Consider the following 19,590-nt stretch of genomic DNA (forward strand, 5'->3'; position numbering starts at 1 on the left):
TCATAGGTATGGTATAAAAGATTGACAAATCAAGAAATAGATAGTATTATGTGAAGTGTTTATAACTCTGATGAGCAAAAGGGAGATGTGTTATGACAGATGAAGCAAAAGGGGTGAGAGAAGCAGTGGATGAAATACCATACGATCATGAAGTTTGGGCTGACCTTATTCGTAACAATCAAGCGCTAACGATGAATGTTCAGGTAGACGATATGCTTGATATTGCTCAGGCTGCTAACCAATCTGGTACACAGTATTATGTGGCACCAGATGTTGAGGAGGCTTGTGCATTACGCGTTGCACATATACACCGCTCAAATATTTTTGATCGATCCTCCAAAGAAGAGAGCCCTGATGAGATTGAGAAGACAGAGAGACACTATGTTGAGCAGTTGTTTGATGCTAGTACTGCCGTGGTTGCTTTGGCGTTCAGGGGTGAACGTGGCCTAAGTCCTTTCTGGGAAGAGCTTGATGCACTGCGGCGAGAAGGGGAAAAAGAAAAATGGTATCAGCGATTCCTGAAAAAGGCACCGCGAGGCTAAAAGAGTGATAATATTATGCTACTTGAGTGTGGCTTACAGTATTCTTTGCCTTTAGCTCTCGCTCGTATCGCTGCAATTGCTCAATCAAATCGTCAATATCCCCGTTCATCGCCGCGGGGATATTGCTGCGGCTGTAGTGAATGCGGTGGTCGGTGATGCGGTCTTGCGGGAAGTTGTAGGTACGAATCTTTTCGGAGCGGTCACCAGTGCCAACGAGTGAGCGTCGTTCGGCGCTTAACTTAGCATTTTCCTCATCGATTTTCATCTGTAGTAGGCGTGAACGCAGCACACTCATGGCTTTTTCGCGGTTCTTGATCTGTGACTTTTCGTCTTGGTTGGTCACGACGATACCAGTTGGTAGGTGAGTGATGCGCACCGCCGAGTCGGTGGTGTTGACGCTCTGGCCACCATGTCCGCCCGAACGGAACACGTCAACGCGGAGGTCATTTGCATCTAGCTCGACGTCAGCCTCTTCGGCCTCTGGTAACACCGCTACGGTGACGGTGGAGGTGTGGACGCGGCCTTGGCTTTCGGTGACTGGGACGCGTTGGACGCGGTGGACGCCACCTTCAAATTTCAATTTGGCGTATGGCGCGTCGCCCTTGACCATGAAAATAACTTCTTTATACCCGCCTGAGTCGTTGGCAGATTCGCTGATGAGCTCAGTCTTATAGCCATTTGCTTCGCACCAGCGTAGATACATGCGGTACAGTTCCGCCGCAAATAGCGATGCTTCGTCGCCACCGGCGCCAGCACGGATCTCTATGATGATGTTTTTCTCGTCGTTTGGATCTTTTGGCGTCAGTAGGATGAATAATTCTTCTTCCAGCTCTGCCAGGCGTGCTTCAGTTTCAGTGATTTCGGCTTTTGCTAGTTCTGCAATTTCGTCACCGCCAGTCGCCAGCTGTCGTGCTTCTTCCAGGTTTTTTGTCAGTTGCTGACGCTCCTTGGCTTTTGCTATCAAGGTTTCCAGTTCTGAAAAACGTTTATTCTTGGTGGTAAATTCTGGGTCGCTATATGCAGTTGGTTGTGCCAAAAAATCTGCCAAGATTTGTCTCTCGGCAATCAAGTCTTCTAAGTGTAATGCAATTTGTGCCATATGAGTTGTATTATAGCACAGAAGACGGGCGCCGTATATTGACAATTTAGACATTTGTGTGTATAATATTGTCAATATGGTTAAGCTTAAAAACATGATCCCCGCGCGACTGCGCAGAGTCAGGCAAGCCAGCCCGAGCAGAGAGCCTGTATATGACCAAAATCAGGTGATGTACAATCTGTATGAGCAGGGTTCTGTTTCAGTTCATCCACTCGAGCCGTTTGAAGAGGTGTCTTCAGAAGAGATCTCGCATCGGATGGAAATAGACCACTGTGTAAAGCGGGCACCAACGTTGGCGGAGCTGATGAGCAATAGGGAGCATGGCAGGGAAAACGACGTGCACAGTGTGATCGGTAGGCGGGCTCTGCTTTCGCGTGAGGTTGATGCCTTGACCCGAGCAGATTTTTCAGTGCAAACGGAGCAGCAGACAATTTCAGCATTGTTTTCTGGGTTGTGTGCGCACAGTGATAACCTGGCACGCACCTCGCGGTTGTCTAAAATTCGTAACCACCTCAATTATATTGGTGAACCGGAGCTCATGGAGGCGGCGCACGGAATCGCGACGTATTGGAAGCATCGGTTGGATACGCATCCTGATAAAGCATTGTTTGTGATGCTGGGCGAAATTGGTAACATGGAGCGTGCTGACTATGCCGCCCCAGAAGGAAAAATAAAAAGTGATGAATATTTCATGGAATTGATCATGAATGAGTTTTCTGATGATGAGTTGACCCAATATGCTGATAAGCTGCTCATCGATGAGGGGGAATTGGTGAACTTGCCTAAAGAAAATGTTGATATCATCATGCTGGACGACTGGACAAGTAGTGGTATAGAAATCGCGGAACAGCAACAGTGTTTCTTGAGGCGACATCCGGACTTGAGAGACCATATAGAAGTTCAACTAGCGATTGCCAATGAGGAAAGGCTGAAAGTAGGCTTTCGTATGAATGGGGGGCAGTATGTGCCAGTCCGCGCGTATTATTGGGCAAATAGTTCATCCGAGCTTTTTAGTACGTATATTGCAGGGTCACATTCGTCGGACTACTCGTTGGCGTTTGATATTAGTTCTCTACTTAGAACAGAGGATACGATGCCACCAGGAGTGCAAGTTGCGCGACCATATCACCGAGACGACTATCAGACGACCTTTCGCCAGCGTTTACAGTACGCTAGGTCACGTGACTCAAACGTGATTAAATAGATATATGGCATTTTCAACATGGCGCGAGTTTGTTGAAGCTGAGGCTCAGCAGCTGTATTTTCGAGTGTTGATGAATCGGGTAGACGCTGAGCGCGATCAGTACGAAGTATACCCAGCACGGCAAGATATGTTTTCTTGTTTTGCCGCTTGTCCACTGGACAAGGTGAAAGTAGTTATCATTGGGCAAGATCCGTATCATGGACCGGGTCAGGCACATGGCATGAGTTTTTCGGTTAAACCAGGAGTTAAATTACCGCCAAGTTTGCAGAATATCTTTAAGGAACTGGTTGACGATCTTGGGGTGGGTATGCCGACTAGTGGTTTTTTGGAGCCATGGGGTAAACAAGGCGTATTGCTGATGAATACTAGCTGGAGTGTTAGGCGAGGTCAGGCTGGTAGTCATGCAAACTATGGCTGGATGGAGTTCTCCCAGCGATTACTGGCAATGTTGAATGATTATGACCGGCCGCTGGTATTTATACTGTGGGGAGCGCATGCGCAAAAGGTTGGGCAGGTGGTCACAGATAGCCGTCACCTGAAGATTAGCAGTGCTCATCCATCGCCGTTTTCTGCGAATCGGGGATTTTTTGGCAGTAAACCGTTTTCGCGTGCGAATGATTTTCTGGTGCGGAATGGTCGTGGGGCAATTGACTGGAGGCTGCCTTGATTGACAAATAAAGATATTATGTGGTATAATAAGCCGCATGGAACATTCAATTGACACTGTCAAACAAACATCAGGTACCTTGCCGTTACCATCTGTTACCAAGACATACAGGCTGCCTGAGGAAATGTCGTTCAGTCCTGATGAATCGGTCAAAGTGAAAGGATTTATAGCTCGGGGAAGAATTGATGGAAAGTCGGTTGTCTTGGCCTTGGATGACTCAGGAGAGAATAATACTCAGGACTCAGTGCTTCAGTCTCATCTTGAGGATGTAATTTTTGGAGACCTTTCATTCATGCGATCGGCATATTATAACCACATTGCTCAGCGTCAGGATATGACGATGCCAAATATGATGAAATTGACACCAGATGACTATGAGCAGCTAAAATCGACCGGTCTGTCCGTTGTGCTGACCTCTGGGTCTTTGGAAATGATAGAGCAAAGGCAGGATTCTCCAGCAGGGTTGGTTGTGTCGAGGGGCGATGAGCTACAGGAAGTGGCTGATATTGAGCATAGGGCAGCAGAGATTGGTCTCTACTCTCGAGCAACTGTACAATTTCCTGGAGATGAGCAGGGGGAGAAAGAAGACTGTATCATATTAACAGATGCGGTCGGTAATCGAATCATTATGCCGTCTCAAGAGAAGACAACAGACCTGTTAGAGCGTTTGTTCGGCTATCAAGAAGCCGAGGAGCAGCTGTTTGATGCTGAAGCGGCGTTGTCGGATAATGTCCGAATAATTAAAAAATGACTAACCAAATAAAAACCGCCCCGGTGATGAGGCGGTTTTTTTAAGGCGTTATACTCTGCTATTTGCTAGACTTTTTAGCCTTTTTGTCTGATTTTGGAGCATCAGTTTTTGCAGCTTTGTTGGCTGCGGCTTTTTTGGCTTTATTTGCCAAGGCTGCTTTGCGAGCTTCAGCTGCTGCCTGGCGCGCCTTAAAGCGGTCAACACGACCTTCAGTGTCGATAATCTTTTCTTCACCAGTAAAGAATGGGTGTGAAGCCGACGAAATGTGGACTTTAACGAGAGGGTAGGTGTTACCATCTTCCCATTTGATGGTGTCTGTTGTCTGCGCTGTTGACTGAGTCAAGAACGCAAAGCCCGCTTGATCGTCGCTAAATACGACAGGGCGATAGTTCTGTGGGTGAATACTGCTTTTCATAACCGTTCAATTGTACACAATTTACCCCATAATGTCAAAAGGAGTTGTCTTGGGTGAGTAACAGTGGTATAATTGACGGGTAACTAATTTTAATGACACAATCCGTTTCACACTCCATAATCGTGGGCGGATGAGGTAAAAGGAGAAAGAAGATGTCTGTAAAGGTAGACATTAAGGCTTTGCTGGAGTCAGGTGTTCATTTTGGGCACAAAACCAGCCGCTGGCACCCAAAAATGGCGCCATATATTCATAGTAAGCGTCAGGACAGTCATATCATTGACTTGGTCAAGACAGTTGAGGCATTGGACAAGGCATTGCCAGAACTAACAAAAATTGCAGGATCAGGCCGCAAAGTATTGTTTGTTGGTACGAAAAAGCAGGCTAAAGACGTTGTGCGTCAGGCAGCTGAAAAAATCAATCAGCCATATGTGGTTGAGCGCTGGATTGGTGGTATGTTGACCAACGGTTCAACGATTACTCAGCAGATCAAGAAGCTGAAGAACCTGGAAAAGCGCATGGCGTCAGGTGATTTGGAAAAGCGCTACAACAAACTGGAAGTGCAGCGTTTCCAAGAGGAAATTGATAGCTTGAACATTAAGTACGGTGGCATCAAAGACTTGATGGGTAAGCCAGGCGCAGTGGTCGTGGTTGATGCATTGACTGATGCAAATGCAGTTCGTGAAGCCCAGACGTTGGGTGTGCCAGTATTTGCTATTGTTGATACGAATGTCAACCCAACTGGTATTGACTATGTTATCCCAGGTAACGATGACGCCATCAAGGGTGTTCAATTGTTGTTGGATTATTTCACCGAAGCTGTTGCTGAAGGTGCGGGTAGTGTAAAAACTGAAGAAAAACCAGTGAAAAAGAGGAGAAATAGGATGGGCGTTTCTGTTGATGATATTAAAAAACTGCGCGAATTGACAGGTGTGGGTTTGACTGATGCTAAGAAGGCGTTGGTTGAAGCTGACGGCGACTTTGATAAGGCACTGGAAGAGATGCGCAAAAAAGGTTTGACCAAAGCTGAGAAAAAGGGCGACCGCGAAGCGCGTGAGGGTTTGATTGAGAGCTATGTTCACTCTGGTCGAATTGGTGTTATCGTCGAGGTTAACTGTGAGACTGACTTTGTGGCACGTTTGGATGATTTTAAGACATTGGCGCACGAAATCGCTATGCAGATTGCAGCTATGAACCCGAAGTATGCTTCTACGGAGGATATTCCAGCTGAAGAGATGGAGCGGGTGAAGGCTGAGTTGATGGTGAGCGAGGCACTAGCAAGCAAGCCTGAAGAGATGCGCGAGAAGATCGTGACTGGTCAACTGAACAAGCACTTTGCTGAGCAAGTGCTGATGAGCCAAACGTACATTTTGGACGATTCGAAGACTGTTGAGCAGCACATCAAGGAAGCAATTGCTAAATTGGGTGAGAACATTGTGGTTCGCCAGTTTAAGCGAATTGAACTTGGTGTCAGCGAATAGCGTTTGTTGCTATCATGAAAATCGGCTACAGGTTTGTGGCCGATTTTTGTTGGAGTTACATTTTGCATAAGTGTATTGACAAAATGGCAAATCTATGCTAGTATGACAACAGATTGAACTAATTGAAACAAAAAAGGAAAATTAGAAAAACTATGAACAAAAACATGAATGCAGCCCCGGCATTCCCGGACATTAAGGACACTACTCCTGATGGGTGGGCTAATCTAGCGAGTGGGCTAGTTGTTCCCGAAAGTGCAGTAAAAGGTGACACTGAAAATGGCATGATGACACGTGATGAGCGTATCGCTGACGGCCAAGAGAAAATTAATGCCCTGAAAACTAAGGCTAAAGAGGGCTTGAGTAAAATGATGAAGGGCCTCAAAGACCGTATTTATATTGGCGTCAGTCGAGGTGCTGAATTGCCGGGTCAAATTACCAGTGGTGCTGAGATGGTACGAGAGACTATTGCACAAAAGAGCACTGAAGCGAGAGAGGTTGTCGGCCAGAAGAGTAGTGATGCGAAAGAAGCTATTCTCCAGAAGGGCGTTGAGGCCAAAGAAGTGTTTAACCGTAAGGGTATTGAGACTAAAGAAGCAATTAGTAATGCTTGGGGTGCTGCACGAGGAAAAGCCGCAGAGCTGTTTGAGAAGGGTAGTGATGTTATTTTACAAAATGTAAAAGTAGCGCGTGAGCGCAAGGCTGCTAGAATTGAAAGGCGTCAGAAGCGACGAGAAGCTCGGCAGGAAATGCGTGATCAACGAGTAGCTGAGCTAGATGATCGTCAGGCGGATCGTGAAAGTCGCCGGGAGGCGCGCCAGCAGCGACGAGAAGACCAAAGCAAAGAAAATATGACTGACAAACTGAGCGATGGTGATGACAAGATGTTCATTAAGCGAGAGCAGCAAGCAGATAGTGGAGCAACCTTGGAGTCTATGATGACAAACAGGGAATTAGACACTGCTGAGAAGGAAGAGGTAAGACTGCGCCAAGAAGCTGAGTTGGCGACACAAGCGGCGGAAGCTGCTCGGTTGAAAGCAGATGCTAATCCTGAGAATGAGAGACTACAAATTGATGCCGAAGAGCAAGAGGGGTTGAGCATTGCAGCGAATGCTAGGTTGAAGCGTGCAGCAGGTGAAGTTGCTCAGTTGAAAACAGCAATCAGCCAGCTGGACAAGAGGTCTGAAACTGCACAGCACAATATTGATAGTGCTCAAGAGCGTATTGAGGAGCGACGTGGTCGAGCTGAAGCACGCAGGGCTGCTCGTATGGCTGACCGTAGGGAAGCATTGGGCGACGCTTGGGTATCGGCAAAAGATAGGATTGCACGGCTGGTAAATACCGACCCTGATAAGATTAAACAGTTTGGTATAAAGGTGGCAAAGGCTTCTGGAAGATTAGCTAAGACTGCCGCAGGTCGGCTGGTTCCAGCAAACTAACCGTGATGAGCAAAATTGATTAGGAAAGATAAAAAAGGTATGATGATAACTATGAATGATAACCAACACACACAAGTAAATATCCAAGCAACAATGATAACTAAAGCGCAGCTGAGCTCGGTAGGAATTAACCTACCTGATGATCAGGCGCAGGCGTTGATTCAGCATGTGGAAGATACTGTGAACGAGCGAATTAGTGAGGAAATTGTCGATTCGTTGGACGATGCGCAGTTGGCAGAGTTGGTGGCGCTACAAGGTGATGATGTGCCAGCTGAGCAAGTTGAGGCTTGGATTCGTGAGCGAGTACCAGAGTACGACGAAATTATTGAAGATAATGTGACAATCGTACTAGGTGAGTTAGTTGAGAATTCCGAGGCAATTCAACAACAGTAGTATATGGTAGTAATAAAATCGCCTTCTTGATGAGGGAGATTTTATTGTGTGGAGATGATCAAGCAGCCGTCTTTTTGGTGGCGGGCATCAGTCGTTGTGACGACAAATTGATGGTGCTGGATGGTCTCTTGGAGTAGCTTTTCGCGAGTTGCATCCAGTTCAGAAAACACATCATCCATCAAAATGAGCGGACGATGCTTCGTGCGTTCAGTTTGCAGTTCTAGCTCCAGGAGTTTAAAAGCCAGCATGATGGTGCGCATTTCGCCGCGAGAAGCAACTTTGACGGCTGGCCGAGAGTGTAGGGATATCAAAAAATCTTCTCGTTGTGGTCCGGCGGAGGTATAGCCTGTCGCTAATTCATATTCACGAGAACGCTGCAGCCTGTCCAGCAGAGACTGCTCGTAATTGTCAAGACTGACTGATGGTAGGTACTCAACAGTGAATGGTGTCTGTTTTCCTGCCAAGGAAGCATAGAGTAACTCAAGGCGTTTTTCGTAGGTATATAAAAAATGTGCACGGGCAGCTGCCAAGGTGTTTGCTGACTGAACAAATTTTATATCCCATGCAAATAAGTGGTCTTGCCACTTGGTAGTGCTCTCTGGATGGTGTTTGAGCAGCTCGTTGCGCTGCAGGAGTGTTCGGTTAAATATGCGTAGCTGGGTGTCATAGGTTGCGTCCAGCCGTGATAATAACCCATCCAGAAAATCACGACGTCGCTGAGGAGAAGATGAGATGAGTCGCAGGTCGTTTGGTTCAAACAACACGACAGGTAAGCGATGTTTTCGAGGTAGTGTTTTGGAAGTACTGTCAGCAATGGTAAATTCTTTTGCAATGGCATTATCGGCTGAACGCAGCAGCTGGACGCGGCGCGGTTGGTTATTTGTTTCCAGGTGAATGATGCTGTGTGCTGTTTGGTGGCGCATGCAGTCAAGCAGTGATCCACGAAAACTTGTGCCACGCAGTGCTATATATATCGCTTCCAACAAATTGGTTTTACCGGTGCCATTTGGACCAACGATGACCGTTCCCGTGTCTCCCAACTGCGTCTCGAACAACTCATACGAGCGGAAATTATACAACTTTAACCTCGAAATCATTATTCATATTGTATCATGGGTTGGGTAGCGTCGTCTGAGTAAAATTGCTATAATAGGTAGGAAATAATTGGAGGCAGATATGTTTGACACTAAACCATATGAAGATAAAATGGCGCAAGCCTTGGATCACTTTCAGGATGAACTGAAAAAAGTACGCACTGGTCGTGCACATGCTGGGATGCTTGACGGTGTGATGGTCGAGGTATATGGCGCCAGGATGCCGCTCAATCAAGTGGCTAATGTGACTGCTCCAGAGGCTCAGATGCTATTGGTAACGCCATTTGATCCAAGTAATATTACGGCTATTGCCGCAGCTATTCGTGACAATCAAAGTCTGGGCTTTAATCCATCAGATGATGGTCGGGTGGTGCGCGTACCAGTTCCAGCGCTCACTGAAGAGCGCCGCAAGCAGTTGGTGAAGCAGGTGAGCGAGAAGTCAGAAGAGGCAAGAATAGCCATGCGGACTATTCGCCAGGATGCGTTGAAGGATGCTAAGCGCATGAAAGATACTAAGGAACTCGGCGAAGATGACTTTAAGCGAGTTGAAAAAGAAGTTGATTCATTGATGAGTGATATCCAAAAGCGGATCGAAGAGCTCTTTAAGACCAAAGAAAAGGACGTACTGACTATTTAGTCTGGTTGACGACTAATTTGGGGCTATTGGAGATACTCGTCTGAATGACTCTTGAAGATTTGAAAAACTATGCGCCGTATATAGACCAGCACATCGAGAAAGTGCTATGTGATTTTGCTGAGGAGGTTCAGCTTGAAGTTGATGATGAACAGGCAATCTGGGCACTGTCAACAATACGCGAATATGCTTTGAGGCCAGGGAAGCGGTTGAGGGGTGCTTTGGCAGCGTGTTTGTATGACGCAAAGACGGGGGAAACATATGCCGAAGTCGGACTGTCATTGGCGGCGGTGATTGAGCTAATGCATGATTATCTGCTTATACTGGACGATGTTATGGATCGGTCTGCGACGCGCCGCGGGCTGCCAACAGTTCATGAACAGTACCAAAAGCAGTTCTCACATATTGGAGCTGATGGCTTTGAATCAGATATGATGGCTATCAATGTTGGGTTATTGGTGCAACACATTGCCAGTTGGTCTCTGTCTGGCATGGATGTGAATACAAAAATTGTTCAACAAATAATGCACCGTAACATCGGCATCACAGGGTTTGGCCAGATGGCTGACGTGGCGGGTACAATTACTCGTCCAACGACGTCTGAACAGATCATTAAGAAGTATTATAAGAAGAGTAGTATTTATACGTTTGTAAATCCGCTGTTATGTGCACTGGCCTTGGCGGGCGACACTGATGAGACCGCTCAACAGCAAGTTGAGGCGTTTGGGCTGCCGGCGGGCTTGGCTTTTCAGCTTCGTGATGATTGGTTGGGCATTTTTGGTAGTCCGGAGGAATCAGGAAAAAGCAACCTTGATGATATTCATGAAGGAAAGAATACATTTTTAGTACAAGAGACTTTGGGGCGGTGTACTGAAGCTCAGAAGAAAACGTTGCTGGAGATTATTGGTAATGAACAAGCGACGGAAGACGACCTGAAGGTTGTGAAAGATGTTATGGTGCAGACCGGCGCCGTAGACGTGGCTCAGGTTTTAATGGAGAAGGCGGGGCGTGAAGCGTGCGAAGCTGCGCGGGCGTCAAGTTTGTGGGCGAGTGATTTCGCTGATCTGCTGCGGCAGGTGGTACAATATAGTATGGAGCGAATAAAATAGTGAGAGAGAGTAGCGTACCCCAGCACATTGGATATATTATGGACGGTAATCGTCGATGGGCTGAACGACATGGACTGCCAGCATATGAAGGACATCTGGCAGGTTATACTGCCATGAAAGAAGTCCTGACGGCTAATATTGATGCAGGTGTGAAATATGTTTCGGTATATGCGTTTAGTTCCGAAAATTGGCGTCGTTCGCAAACGGAAGTCGATAAACTGATGAAGCTATTGGTCAAATGCGTTAAGACCGATGCGAAATATCTCCATGACCGTCAAGTTCGTGTCGTGGTGCTTGGTTCACGCGACCAGCTGCCAGAGAGAGTCATCCAGGCAATAGAAGAGATTGAGTCAGCCACTGCACACTACACCAAAGGTACATTGGCTTTGTGCTTTAACTATGGTGGTCAGCAGGAGATTGTTACTGCCGTCAAACGGATCATAGCTTCAGGGGTTACAGAGGACGAGGTGACAGCTGAGTTGATTGAACAAAATTTATACTCACCAGAGATACCGCCCTGTGATTTGATCGTTCGAACTAGTGGTGAACAGCGTCTCAGTAACTTTATGTTATGGCGATCAGCCTTGAGTGAGTTTTTGTTTTTGGAAAAGCATTGGCCGGATATGCGGGCTGAAGATGTTAAAAAGATATTAGATGAATACGCTAAGAGAAATCGAAGGTTTGGGGGGTAAAATATGGTTGTTTTGGGCGTTGTAATTGGGCTATTGGTTTTGGTCTTTTTGGTGGCTATCCACGAGCTTGGCCATGCTGTCGTGGCAAAGCGCAATGGCGTTGAAGTGGAGGAGTATGGTATTGGCTTTCCGCCACGAGCAAAAAAATGGCAGCCGAAACAAAGTTTTTTGGGTAAAAATGTTGTGTTTAGCTTGAACTGGTTGCCATTGGGTGGCTTTGTGAAACTCAAAGGTGAATACGATTCAGCTCGTGGCAAAGGTGCGTATGGAGCTACGGGGTATTGGGTAAAAACAAAAATATTGTTAGCAGGTGTATTGGTCAACTGGCTAGCGGCTGTGGTGTTGTTTGCGGTGCTGGCTGTGTTCGGACTGCCTAAAATATTACCAAACCAAGTGATGTTGCCGTTTGATAATACATCAGTTAGGACACCAGTCAAGATCGTACGTCTCACTGAGGGCTCGCCAGCGGCACAAGTTGGGTTACAGGTTGATGATGAAATTGTAGCGATTAATGAAAAACCAATCGATACTTCAGCGCAGTTGTCTGAGGTAACACAGCAGTCTTCTGGGCAAACGGTAAATATTGAGGTTAAACGAAACAAGCAGCCACTGCATTTTCGAACAACGTTATTGAGTCGTGATCAGGCAAAAAATGGTGGCTATTTGGGCGTTGTGCCGCATCAGTCAGAAACCATCCACGCCACATGGTCGGCGCCGTTGGTCGGTGTGGCGACGACAGTACAGTTAACTCACGAGACGCTGAAGGGAGTTGGCTCCATGATAGCGCAGGGGATTGGTGGCTTCTTTGGACAGTTTGTTGGTTCACCAGAGCAGAAGCAGGCAGCCAAGGCTGATTTGGCGAAGGTGGGTAACAATGTGGCAGGTCCGGTTGGTATCTTGGGTGTCTTATTCCCGTCGGTTGTTAATTCCGGCTTGACACAAGTATTACTTCTAGCGGCAATCATCTCCTTGACGCTGGCGGTGATGAATATTTTGCCAATCCCAGCACTTGATGGTGGGCGTTGGTTTACCATGACGATCTTTCGACTGCTGAAAAAGCCACTAACGAAAGATCGCGAAGAGACGATTCAAGCTACTGGCTTTTTGATTTTAATGGCATTAACAATAGTGGTAACGTGGAATGACATTGCAAAATTATTCTCATAAACTCAAGCTTAAAAAATTAGTACAGCCGAAAAAGAATTGGCTGTGGTGCTTGATTTTGCCTGTTTGGGCGTACGCATCATTTATGGTTTCGGGTCTGCTGGTTTCACTGATGGTGTGGTCACTAGTGCAGGCAGGCGTACCCCTGAAGAGTATCCCATCAGTCTTGCTGACGACCGGTATTTCGGTGGTCGTGTGGATAGTCACAATATTTATGGTCACTATGGTGCCGTACTGGCTATTTAAGCGCAAAACGAGCATTAAGGACCTTGGTGTCACTGGCAAGCCTGCATGGTTGGATGTATGTATGCCTGTGCCGATTTTTGTTGCGTATTTTATTTGTTCCATCATGGTGGCAGCGTTGGCAGTAACGTTTTTGAACGTAGATTTTAAGCAAGCACAGCAGCTGCCTTTTGACACGACGGTGCTGTACTCACAGGCTCAGTACGCGATGATCTTTTTCACTCTGGTGGTTTTGGCGCCTTTGGCAGAAGAATTGCTGTTTCGCGGCTATCTATACACAAAACTGCGCAAGACAAATTCAGTGAAAGTTGCAGTTATCATTACCAGCCTCACGTTTGGTTTGGCGCATCTGGCGATTGGTAGTGAAAATTTGCAGTGGAATGTCGTATTAGACACATTTGTTCTCAGTATCTTCTCGTGCTTGTTGCGTGAGTACACTGGTGCTGTTTGGGCTAGTGTGGTGCTGCACGCCATCAAAAACAGCTTGGCGTTCTATCTATTGTTTATCAATCCAATTGCTATTCACAGTGCTGTTGGAATATTATTTACGTAAAGGAGTTTGACGTATGAGAATGAGCCAATTATTTACCAAAACCAGCAAAACTGCGCCAAGTGACGAGATGGCGAAGAATGCGCAGTTGTTGATTCAGGCTGGCTATGTGCACAAAACGATGGCTGGTGTGTATTCGTACACGCCGTTAGGGCTGCGTGTGTTGGAGAATATTAAGCGCATTGTGCGGGAAGAGATGAACGCGATTGACAGCCAAGAGCTCATCATGAGCAGTTTGCAGCGTAAGGAGCTGTGGACTGAGACGGGGCGGTGGAGTGATGAATTGGTTGATGTTTGGTTTAAGTCTCATCTACAGGATGGTACTGAGGTGGGCTTTGGCTGGACGCACGAAGAACCCATCATTGAACTACTGCGTAATTACCTCAAGAGCTACAAAGATTTGCCAATTAGTGTGTATCAATTTCAGAACAAATTGAGAAATGAGCTCAGAGCTAAGAGTGGTATCATGCGCGGACGTGAATTTATCATGAAAGATATGTATTCGGTGCACGCTACCCGAGAGGATTTGGATGTGTATTATGAGGCGGTCATCGCAGCGTATAAGCGGTGCTATGATCGGCTGGGGATTGACCAGGACACTTACGTGACGTTTGCTAGTGGCGGGGCATTTACCAAGTTTAGCCACGAATTTCAGACGATTTGTGAGGCGGGTGAGGACTATGTCTACTTGCACCGCGGGAAGAACATTGCGGTAAATGAGGAAGTGATTGACGATGCTATTGTAGAGTTGGGCGTTGACCGTAGCGAGCTGGAGAAGGTCAAAACAGCTGAAGTTGGCAATATTTTCAACTTTGGTACGCAAAAATCAGAGGAGATGAAACTGGTCTTCACTGGTGAAGATGGCCAACAGCACTATGCCTATATGGGCAGTTATGGCATCGGTATCACGCGTGTTATGGGTGTGATCGTCGAGAAGTTTGCTGACGAGAAAGGTTTGGTGTGGACTGAAAACATCGCGCCGTTTAAGCTGCAACTAGTAGCAATCGGTGAACGCGGTGGTGAGTTGGCAAATCAGCTGTATGGCACGTTGATGAAGGCAGGTGTAGAGGTGTTGTATGACGACAGGGCTGAGCGACCGGGTGTGAAGTTTGCTGACGCTGAACTGATGGGTATGCCGTGGCGCGTGACCATCAGTGACCGAGGGATTGACAGCGGCGAGTTTGAATTAACCAGCCGTCAGACTGGCGAAACCGTCACCAAGAGCTATGACGAACTGGTAGCATTTTTCATTGATTAGTTGACAGTGTCTGGTAGTATTGATACAATCATAGTACTTACACGATGATTATATCGATACGCTAGATATAGCGTGTTTTTGATTTTGCACCACTATATATAGTAGAAGGAGAGTATATGAATAAGAAATATCAGATCACTGATTCGGGCCGGAAAGAACTAGAAAAAGAGCTGGCAGAACTTAAGAGCCGCCGAGGAGAGATTGCAGAAAAAATTGCAGAAGCACGAAGCTTTGGCGACCTCAGCGAAAATGCTGAATATGATGCCGCTCGTGAAGAGCAGGGACTATTGGAAACGCGTGTTATTGAGATTGAAGATATTTTGCAACATGCTTCAATCATTAAGAGTGCTGACGCAACTGTTGTTGGCCTGGGTAGTGCTGTCGAGCTGAAGAATAGCGACAAAACGGTTACCTACACGGTGGTAGGTCCTGTTGAGGCAGACCCAATGGAGGGCAAGATATCTGACGAGTCGCCAATTGGTCAGGCACTGATGGGCAAGAAAGTCGGCGATGAAGTGACGATTTCTACGCCTAAGGGTGAAATTGTCTATACGATATCCTCTCTGTTATAATGTAGATAGTTATGGCTACATTACAAGATTATCGAAACGAACGGTTACGAAAATTAGAAACCCTGCGAGAACTAGGTATTGATCCATATCCAGCAAAGTCGGCACGGACGCATATGTGTGCTGAGGTCCTGGCGCGGTATGATGAACTGGCGGGCCAGGAAGTGGTTGTGGCAGGGCGCATCGTGTCGATTCGCAGTTTTGGCAAGCTAGCGTTCATCAAACTGCGCGATCAGTCTGGTGACGTGCAACTATATTTGCAGCGTGATGACGTGGCGGAATTGGACGCTAGCCGCGGCGTGTTGGGTATGAAACAGCTGAAGCTTCTGGATACGGGTGATTTTGTCGAGGCGCGCGGAGTGATGACGATAACGCAGACTGGCGAGAAGTCGGTTGGTGTGCGTGAGCTAAGGCTACTAACCAAGTCGCTACGGCCGATGCCTGAAAAGCTCGAGAACAAAGAAGAGCGTTTCCGCCGCCGCTATGTCGATATGAATGTTAATCCAGAGGTGCGCCAGCGGTTTGTTCGCCGCAGCAAGTTTTGGCAGGCGACGCGTGATTATCTGAACCAGCACGGCTTTACGGAGGTGAATGTGCCAGTGCTGGAACACACCACCGGCGGTGCTGATGCTAACCCATTTGTGACACATATGGACGCGCTGAATAATCAGCAGTTTTACTTGCGTATTTCTCACGAGTTGCCGCTGAAGCGGTTGATTGGCGCTGGGTTTGAGAAGGTTTATGACCTCGGGCCGCGTTTTCGCAATGAGAATTATTCAGATGAGCATTTACCAGAGCACATCGCTATGGAGTGGTACGCTGCGTACTGGGACTGGAAGCAGGGTATGTGTTTTATGGAGGCAATGTATAAAGACGTGCTTCAAAAAACGTTTGGTACGTTGCAATTTCAACTGGGTAAATTTAATGTTGATATGAGCGGCGAGTGGGAAGTTTGGGATTATGCTGAGGTGATCAACAAGCACTATGGCATTGATGTATACAATACGACAATTGACGAGGTGGCCGCCAAGTTGAAAGAGCATGGCTTGGAAGTGGAAAAGACCGATTCCATCCCGCGTGGTATTGATAAATTGTGGAAGAATATTCGTAAAGATGTGGCGGGGCCGGTGTGGTTGGTGAATACGCCAAAGTTCATCAGTCCGCTGTCTAAGACTGACCCCGAGAATCCGCAGACGGTGGAGCGTTTCCAGCCAGTAATCGCTGGGTCGGAGCTGGGCAATGGCTTCTCTGAGCTGAATGACCCGATTGATCAGTTGAATCGTTTTGTCGAGCAGCAACAGATGCGCGATGCGGGCGATGACGAGGCGATGATGTTGGACATCGACTATGTGGAGATGTTGGAGTACGGTATGCCGCCAGCTTGCGGTTGGGGTTACTCTGAGCGGGTGTTTTGGATTTTTGAAGGCGTGACGGCGCGCGAAGGTGTGCCATTCCCACAGCTACGTCATGAGATTGATGAGACAACGCGAGCGATTTATCCGCAGGTGAAGTTGTAATTGTAGCGTGATTCTAGTTTGTTATAATTAGAGTATGAAGCGATTTATATTGGGGATACTAATCGCTGGATCTCTGCTGGCTGGATCTGGCCAAGCAGCGCTTGCAGCGCAGACGGACAATTTTACCATTACTAAATTTGATGCAGAGTATTCGCTGGGTCGCGACAGTGAAAACCGTTCGACATTGGCGGCAACGTGGCGAATTACTGCTCATTTTTTGCCCAACCAAAACCGTGGCATTGCACCAATATTTGTGAAGAAATATGATAATCATCCGACGAATTTTTCGTTGCAATCGGTGACTGATGGACAGGGTGTGTCGCTGGAGCATACGTGGAATGGCGACGAGCTAAGAATTGGCAAGAAAGACGTTTACGTTCAGGGTGAAAAAACCTACGTCATCAAGTTTACTCAGCATGATGTGACCAGGCATTATGACAATACGGGGCGTGATGAGTTCTACTGGGACGTCATCGGCAATGAGTGGCGAGTACCGATGCAAAATGTACGCGTGTCTGTGAAATTTGACGAGTCACTTCAGGCAGCGCGAGCGGGTGAGGCGTTTTGTTATGTTGGTGCGCATGGTTCGAGGCAGCGGTGTAATGTCAGTGGCGATAAGGGCGAAATTGTGACAAATGCGAATCGGTTGGATCGCCGTGAAGGTATAACGATGGCGGTTGGTTTTACTGGGGGTACGTTTGCCGGGTATCAGGAGACGTTGAGTGAAAAGTTGATAAAAATTTGGGCAACGGTGCAGACGATAGTAAGTAGTTTGGCGGTTATATTGATGCTGTTGTTGGTCTGGCGCTACCGGCGGTTATTTGGTAGGTACCGTGAACTCAAACCAATTCCGCCAGAGTATTTGCCACCAAAACAGGCGAGTGTGATGACCTCAGCGTATATTTTGAAAAATTACGAGGCTCTGGCGGTCAAAGGGTCAGCCAAGGTGGCGCAGTTGTTGGATTTGGCAGTGCGGCACTATATCAAGCTGTATGAAGTGAAAAAGGCGTCGTTTTTGCGGTCGGCGCAGTACGAAATTGAAATCGTTAAAGATTTGAAAGAGCTGAGACCCGAAGAGTCCGAGGTCGTTCGGGACATGTTTGGTTCATCGATGCCGAAGCCAGGTCAGCGGCTAAATCTGAAAAAGCTACAGAATAATTTATCGTATGCGGCGCGGACACGAGATGATGATACAAATTTGAAGAATTTAGCTCGTGGTAAATATGCCTTGTGTGAACAAACACTCGCGAATAAGCGGATCGTGCAGAAGTGGGCTTTGTGGATTTTTGTTATTAGTGTATTGTTGCTGTCGCCGATGTTACTGATTGTGGCGGGAATAATGTTTACTCTGTCATTTGGCTGGTCGTTGACTGACGAGGGCTTGGCACTCAGGCGATATTTGGCAGGATTAAAGATGTACATTGGCGTGGCTGAAGCTGAGCGTTTACAGATGCTACAGAGTCCTGAGGGTGCGGAAAAAGTCAAGGTTGATGCGTCTGACGAGAAGCAATTGGTGAAATTGTACGAGCGGGTATTGCCGTATGCGGTGCTGTTTGGACAGGAAAAAGAGTGGAGTAAGCAGCTGGGTCGGTACTATGAGCAGGTTGGTGAGCAGCCAGATTGGTACAGTGGTCAGGGCGCGTTCAATGCGGCGGCATTTGCGGCTGGGATGAATAGCCTGTCGAGCGTGGCCAGTAGCGCCAGTGATTACTCATCGACCTCTGGTGGCTCAACTGGCGGCGGCTTCGCTGGCGGCGGCGGAGGTGGCGGCGGAGGTGGCGGCTGGTAATCACTATGCCTGACGTTCTATTGTTAGCATTGGCGGCGGTTCTGCTGGTATTATCGGGCTCGTTCTCGGGCTTGAACATTGGGCTGATGATGGCGCGGCCAGATGATTTGAGGCGCAAAGCCAGACAGGGCGATGTGATCGCTGCGCGGGTGTATCGCTACCGCAAGGATGGTTATTATCTGATCTTTTGTATTTTATTGGGCAATGTCGGCGTCAATACGGCGATGTCAATTTTGCTAGGTAATATGACGAACGGCGTGATTGGTGGGTTGATTGCCACGCTGCTGATCACGATGTTTGGCGAGATTTTGCCGCAGGCGATTTTTACGCAGCGCGGCTATCAGATTACGCGTTATTTCTTCTGGCTGCTGGATGTGATTTATGTATTATTTTGGCCACTGGCTCATCCAATGTCAAAGCTACTGAACCGTTGGGTGGGCAAGGAGGCGCCACAGCTGTACTCACACCAAGAGCTGGAACAGATTATTCACGAACATGCTGAGCGGTCGGACAGCCCAGTTGATTATGACGAAAGCCGGATCGCGGCGGGTGCGCTGCAATTTAGTAAAAAGACAGCTGGTGATTTGGTGACGCCGATGAGTGAGGTGTTTACGGTGGGGTTGGATGATGAGCTGGATGCAACACTGCTGGCGCAGATCAAGCACGCTGGACATTCGCGGATCCCCGTCTGTGATGACGGCCGGTTGGCGGGAATTTTGTATGTGAAGGATGTGGTGGGGCGCGAGCTGCCGCTGCCGATTAGCCAATTGTACCGTGACAAGATTCATGACATTGATGCACGGTCGCGGCTGGACACGGTGCTGAGCCGATTTATCCAAACCCGCAATCATTTGTTTGTGGTGATGGATGACGAGAAGGAGCTGGGCATCATCACGCTGGAGGATGTGATTGAAGAGATTTTGGATCAGGAAATTGAGGACGAGTACGACGAGAAATAGGGTGGATGAGTGTCCTTCTATGATATA

At 47.5% G+C, this 19,590-nt stretch carries 20 protein-coding genes; 17 read left to right on the top strand and 3 right to left on the bottom strand.

Going from position 1 to position 19,590, the window contains the following annotated elements:
- Positions 1-92 precede the first annotated feature (92 nt).
- Positions 93-542, top strand: a complete 450-nt coding sequence (locus FBF37_RS00860; RefSeq protein WP_138078569.1) for a hypothetical protein — start codon at positions 93-95, stop codon at positions 540-542.
- Positions 543-555: 13 nt separating this feature from the next.
- Here FBF37_RS00860 and prfA read toward each other — a convergent pair whose 3' ends face one another.
- On the bottom strand, positions 556-1,641 hold the full coding sequence (gene prfA / locus FBF37_RS00865) for a peptide chain release factor 1 (protein ID WP_138078571.1): 1,086 nt from the start codon (positions 1,639-1,641) through the stop codon (positions 556-558).
- 76 nt (positions 1,642-1,717) lie between these two features.
- On the opposite strand from prfA, the gene FBF37_RS00870 reads away from it, so the two are divergent.
- Genes FBF37_RS00870 through FBF37_RS00880 form a run of 3 tightly spaced genes read left to right on the top strand, consistent with a single transcriptional unit; the run spans position 1,718 to position 4,263 of the window.
- Positions 1,718-2,845 (top strand): hypothetical protein, encoded by a 1,128-nt coding sequence (locus tag FBF37_RS00870; protein WP_138078573.1) that lies wholly within the window; start codon positions 1,718-1,720, stop codon positions 2,843-2,845.
- Positions 2,846-2,849: 4 nt separating this feature from the next.
- Entirely contained in the window at positions 2,850-3,512 is a 663-nt protein-coding gene (locus tag FBF37_RS00875; RefSeq protein WP_138078575.1) for a uracil-DNA glycosylase, read from the top strand.
- Between the two features lie 37 nt (positions 3,513-3,549).
- Complete coding sequence (locus tag FBF37_RS00880) at positions 3,550-4,263, top strand: hypothetical protein (RefSeq protein WP_138078577.1); 714 nt, start codon at positions 3,550-3,552, stop codon at positions 4,261-4,263.
- 58 nt (positions 4,264-4,321) lie between these two features.
- Here FBF37_RS00880 and FBF37_RS04205 read toward each other — a convergent pair whose 3' ends face one another.
- Entirely contained in the window at positions 4,322-4,678 is a 357-nt protein-coding gene (locus FBF37_RS04205) for a type B 50S ribosomal protein L31 (protein WP_138078579.1), read from the bottom strand.
- Positions 4,679-4,830: 152 nt separating this feature from the next.
- Here FBF37_RS04205 and rpsB point away from each other — a divergent pair, with 152 nt between their 5' ends.
- The 3 genes from rpsB (at position 4,831) to FBF37_RS00900 (ending at position 7,985) form a co-directional block, all read left to right on the top strand.
- Positions 4,831-6,156 carry a 30S ribosomal protein S2 gene (gene rpsB, locus FBF37_RS00890; RefSeq protein ID WP_138078581.1) on the top strand — a complete coding sequence of 442 codons (1,326 nt, stop codon included), beginning with the start codon at positions 4,831-4,833 and terminating at the stop codon, positions 6,154-6,156.
- A 152-nt stretch (positions 6,157-6,308) separates the two neighbouring features.
- Positions 6,309-7,592, top strand: coding sequence for a hypothetical protein (locus FBF37_RS00895; RefSeq protein ID WP_138078583.1), 1,284 nt, complete (start codon positions 6,309-6,311; stop codon positions 7,590-7,592).
- Positions 7,593-7,643: 51 nt separating this feature from the next.
- Positions 7,644-7,985, top strand: a complete 342-nt coding sequence (locus FBF37_RS00900; protein ID WP_138078585.1) for a DUF5663 domain-containing protein — start codon at positions 7,644-7,646, stop codon at positions 7,983-7,985.
- A gap of 41 nt (positions 7,986-8,026) precedes the next feature.
- Here FBF37_RS00900 and recF read toward each other — a convergent pair whose 3' ends face one another.
- Entirely contained in the window at positions 8,027-9,082 is a 1,056-nt protein-coding gene (gene recF / locus FBF37_RS00905; RefSeq protein WP_138078587.1) for a DNA replication/repair protein RecF, read from the bottom strand.
- Between the two features lie 79 nt (positions 9,083-9,161).
- Here recF and frr point away from each other — a divergent pair, with 79 nt between their 5' ends.
- The 10 genes from frr to FBF37_RS00955 all read left to right on the top strand — a co-directional run bounded on the left by frr (position 9,162) and on the right by FBF37_RS00955 (position 19,563).
- Positions 9,162-9,716, top strand: a complete 555-nt coding sequence (frr, locus tag FBF37_RS00910; protein WP_138078589.1) for a ribosome recycling factor — start codon at positions 9,162-9,164, stop codon at positions 9,714-9,716.
- 44 nt (positions 9,717-9,760) lie between these two features.
- Positions 9,761-10,822, top strand: coding sequence for a polyprenyl synthetase family protein (locus tag FBF37_RS00915; RefSeq protein ID WP_138078592.1), 1,062 nt, complete (start codon positions 9,761-9,763; stop codon positions 10,820-10,822).
- Positions 10,823-10,860: 38 nt separating this feature from the next.
- Complete coding sequence (uppS, locus tag FBF37_RS00920; protein WP_138078594.1) at positions 10,861-11,514, top strand: polyprenyl diphosphate synthase; 654 nt, start codon at positions 10,861-10,863, stop codon at positions 11,512-11,514.
- A 3-nt stretch (positions 11,515-11,517) separates the two neighbouring features.
- Positions 11,518-12,681 (top strand): M50 family metallopeptidase, encoded by a 1,164-nt coding sequence (locus FBF37_RS00925; protein ID WP_138078596.1) that lies wholly within the window; start codon positions 11,518-11,520, stop codon positions 12,679-12,681.
- The gene (locus FBF37_RS00930) at positions 12,656-13,474 is read left to right on the top strand and encodes a CPBP family intramembrane glutamic endopeptidase (RefSeq protein WP_138078598.1); all 819 of its coding nucleotides are present in this window, start codon (positions 12,656-12,658) and stop codon (positions 13,472-13,474) included. The genes FBF37_RS00925 and FBF37_RS00930 overlap by 26 nt, the downstream gene beginning before the upstream one ends.
- A 19-nt stretch (positions 13,475-13,493) precedes the next feature.
- On the top strand, positions 13,494-14,729 hold the full coding sequence (locus tag FBF37_RS00935) for an aminoacyl--tRNA ligase-related protein (RefSeq protein WP_236861253.1): 1,236 nt from the start codon (positions 13,494-13,496) through the stop codon (positions 14,727-14,729).
- A 116-nt stretch (positions 14,730-14,845) separates the two neighbouring features.
- Positions 14,846-15,301 carry a transcription elongation factor GreA gene (gene greA, locus FBF37_RS00940; protein ID WP_138078602.1) on the top strand — a complete coding sequence of 152 codons (456 nt, stop codon included), beginning with the start codon at positions 14,846-14,848 and terminating at the stop codon, positions 15,299-15,301.
- 11 nt (positions 15,302-15,312) lie between these two features.
- Complete coding sequence (locus tag FBF37_RS00945; RefSeq protein WP_138078604.1) at positions 15,313-16,815, top strand: lysine--tRNA ligase; 1,503 nt, start codon at positions 15,313-15,315, stop codon at positions 16,813-16,815.
- Positions 16,816-16,849: 34 nt separating this feature from the next.
- Entirely contained in the window at positions 16,850-18,604 is a 1,755-nt protein-coding gene (locus tag FBF37_RS00950) for a DUF2207 domain-containing protein (protein WP_138078606.1), read from the top strand.
- Between the two features lie 5 nt (positions 18,605-18,609).
- Positions 18,610-19,563, top strand: a complete 954-nt coding sequence (locus tag FBF37_RS00955; protein WP_138078608.1) for a CNNM domain-containing protein — start codon at positions 18,610-18,612, stop codon at positions 19,561-19,563.
- Positions 19,564-19,590: the final 27 nt, after the last annotated feature.

This window comes from Candidatus Nanosynbacter featherlites (genome assembly GCF_005697565.1).
In the GTDB taxonomy this organism is placed as follows: Bacteria; Patescibacteriota; Saccharimonadia; order Saccharimonadales; family Saccharimonadaceae; genus Nanosynbacter; species Nanosynbacter featherlites.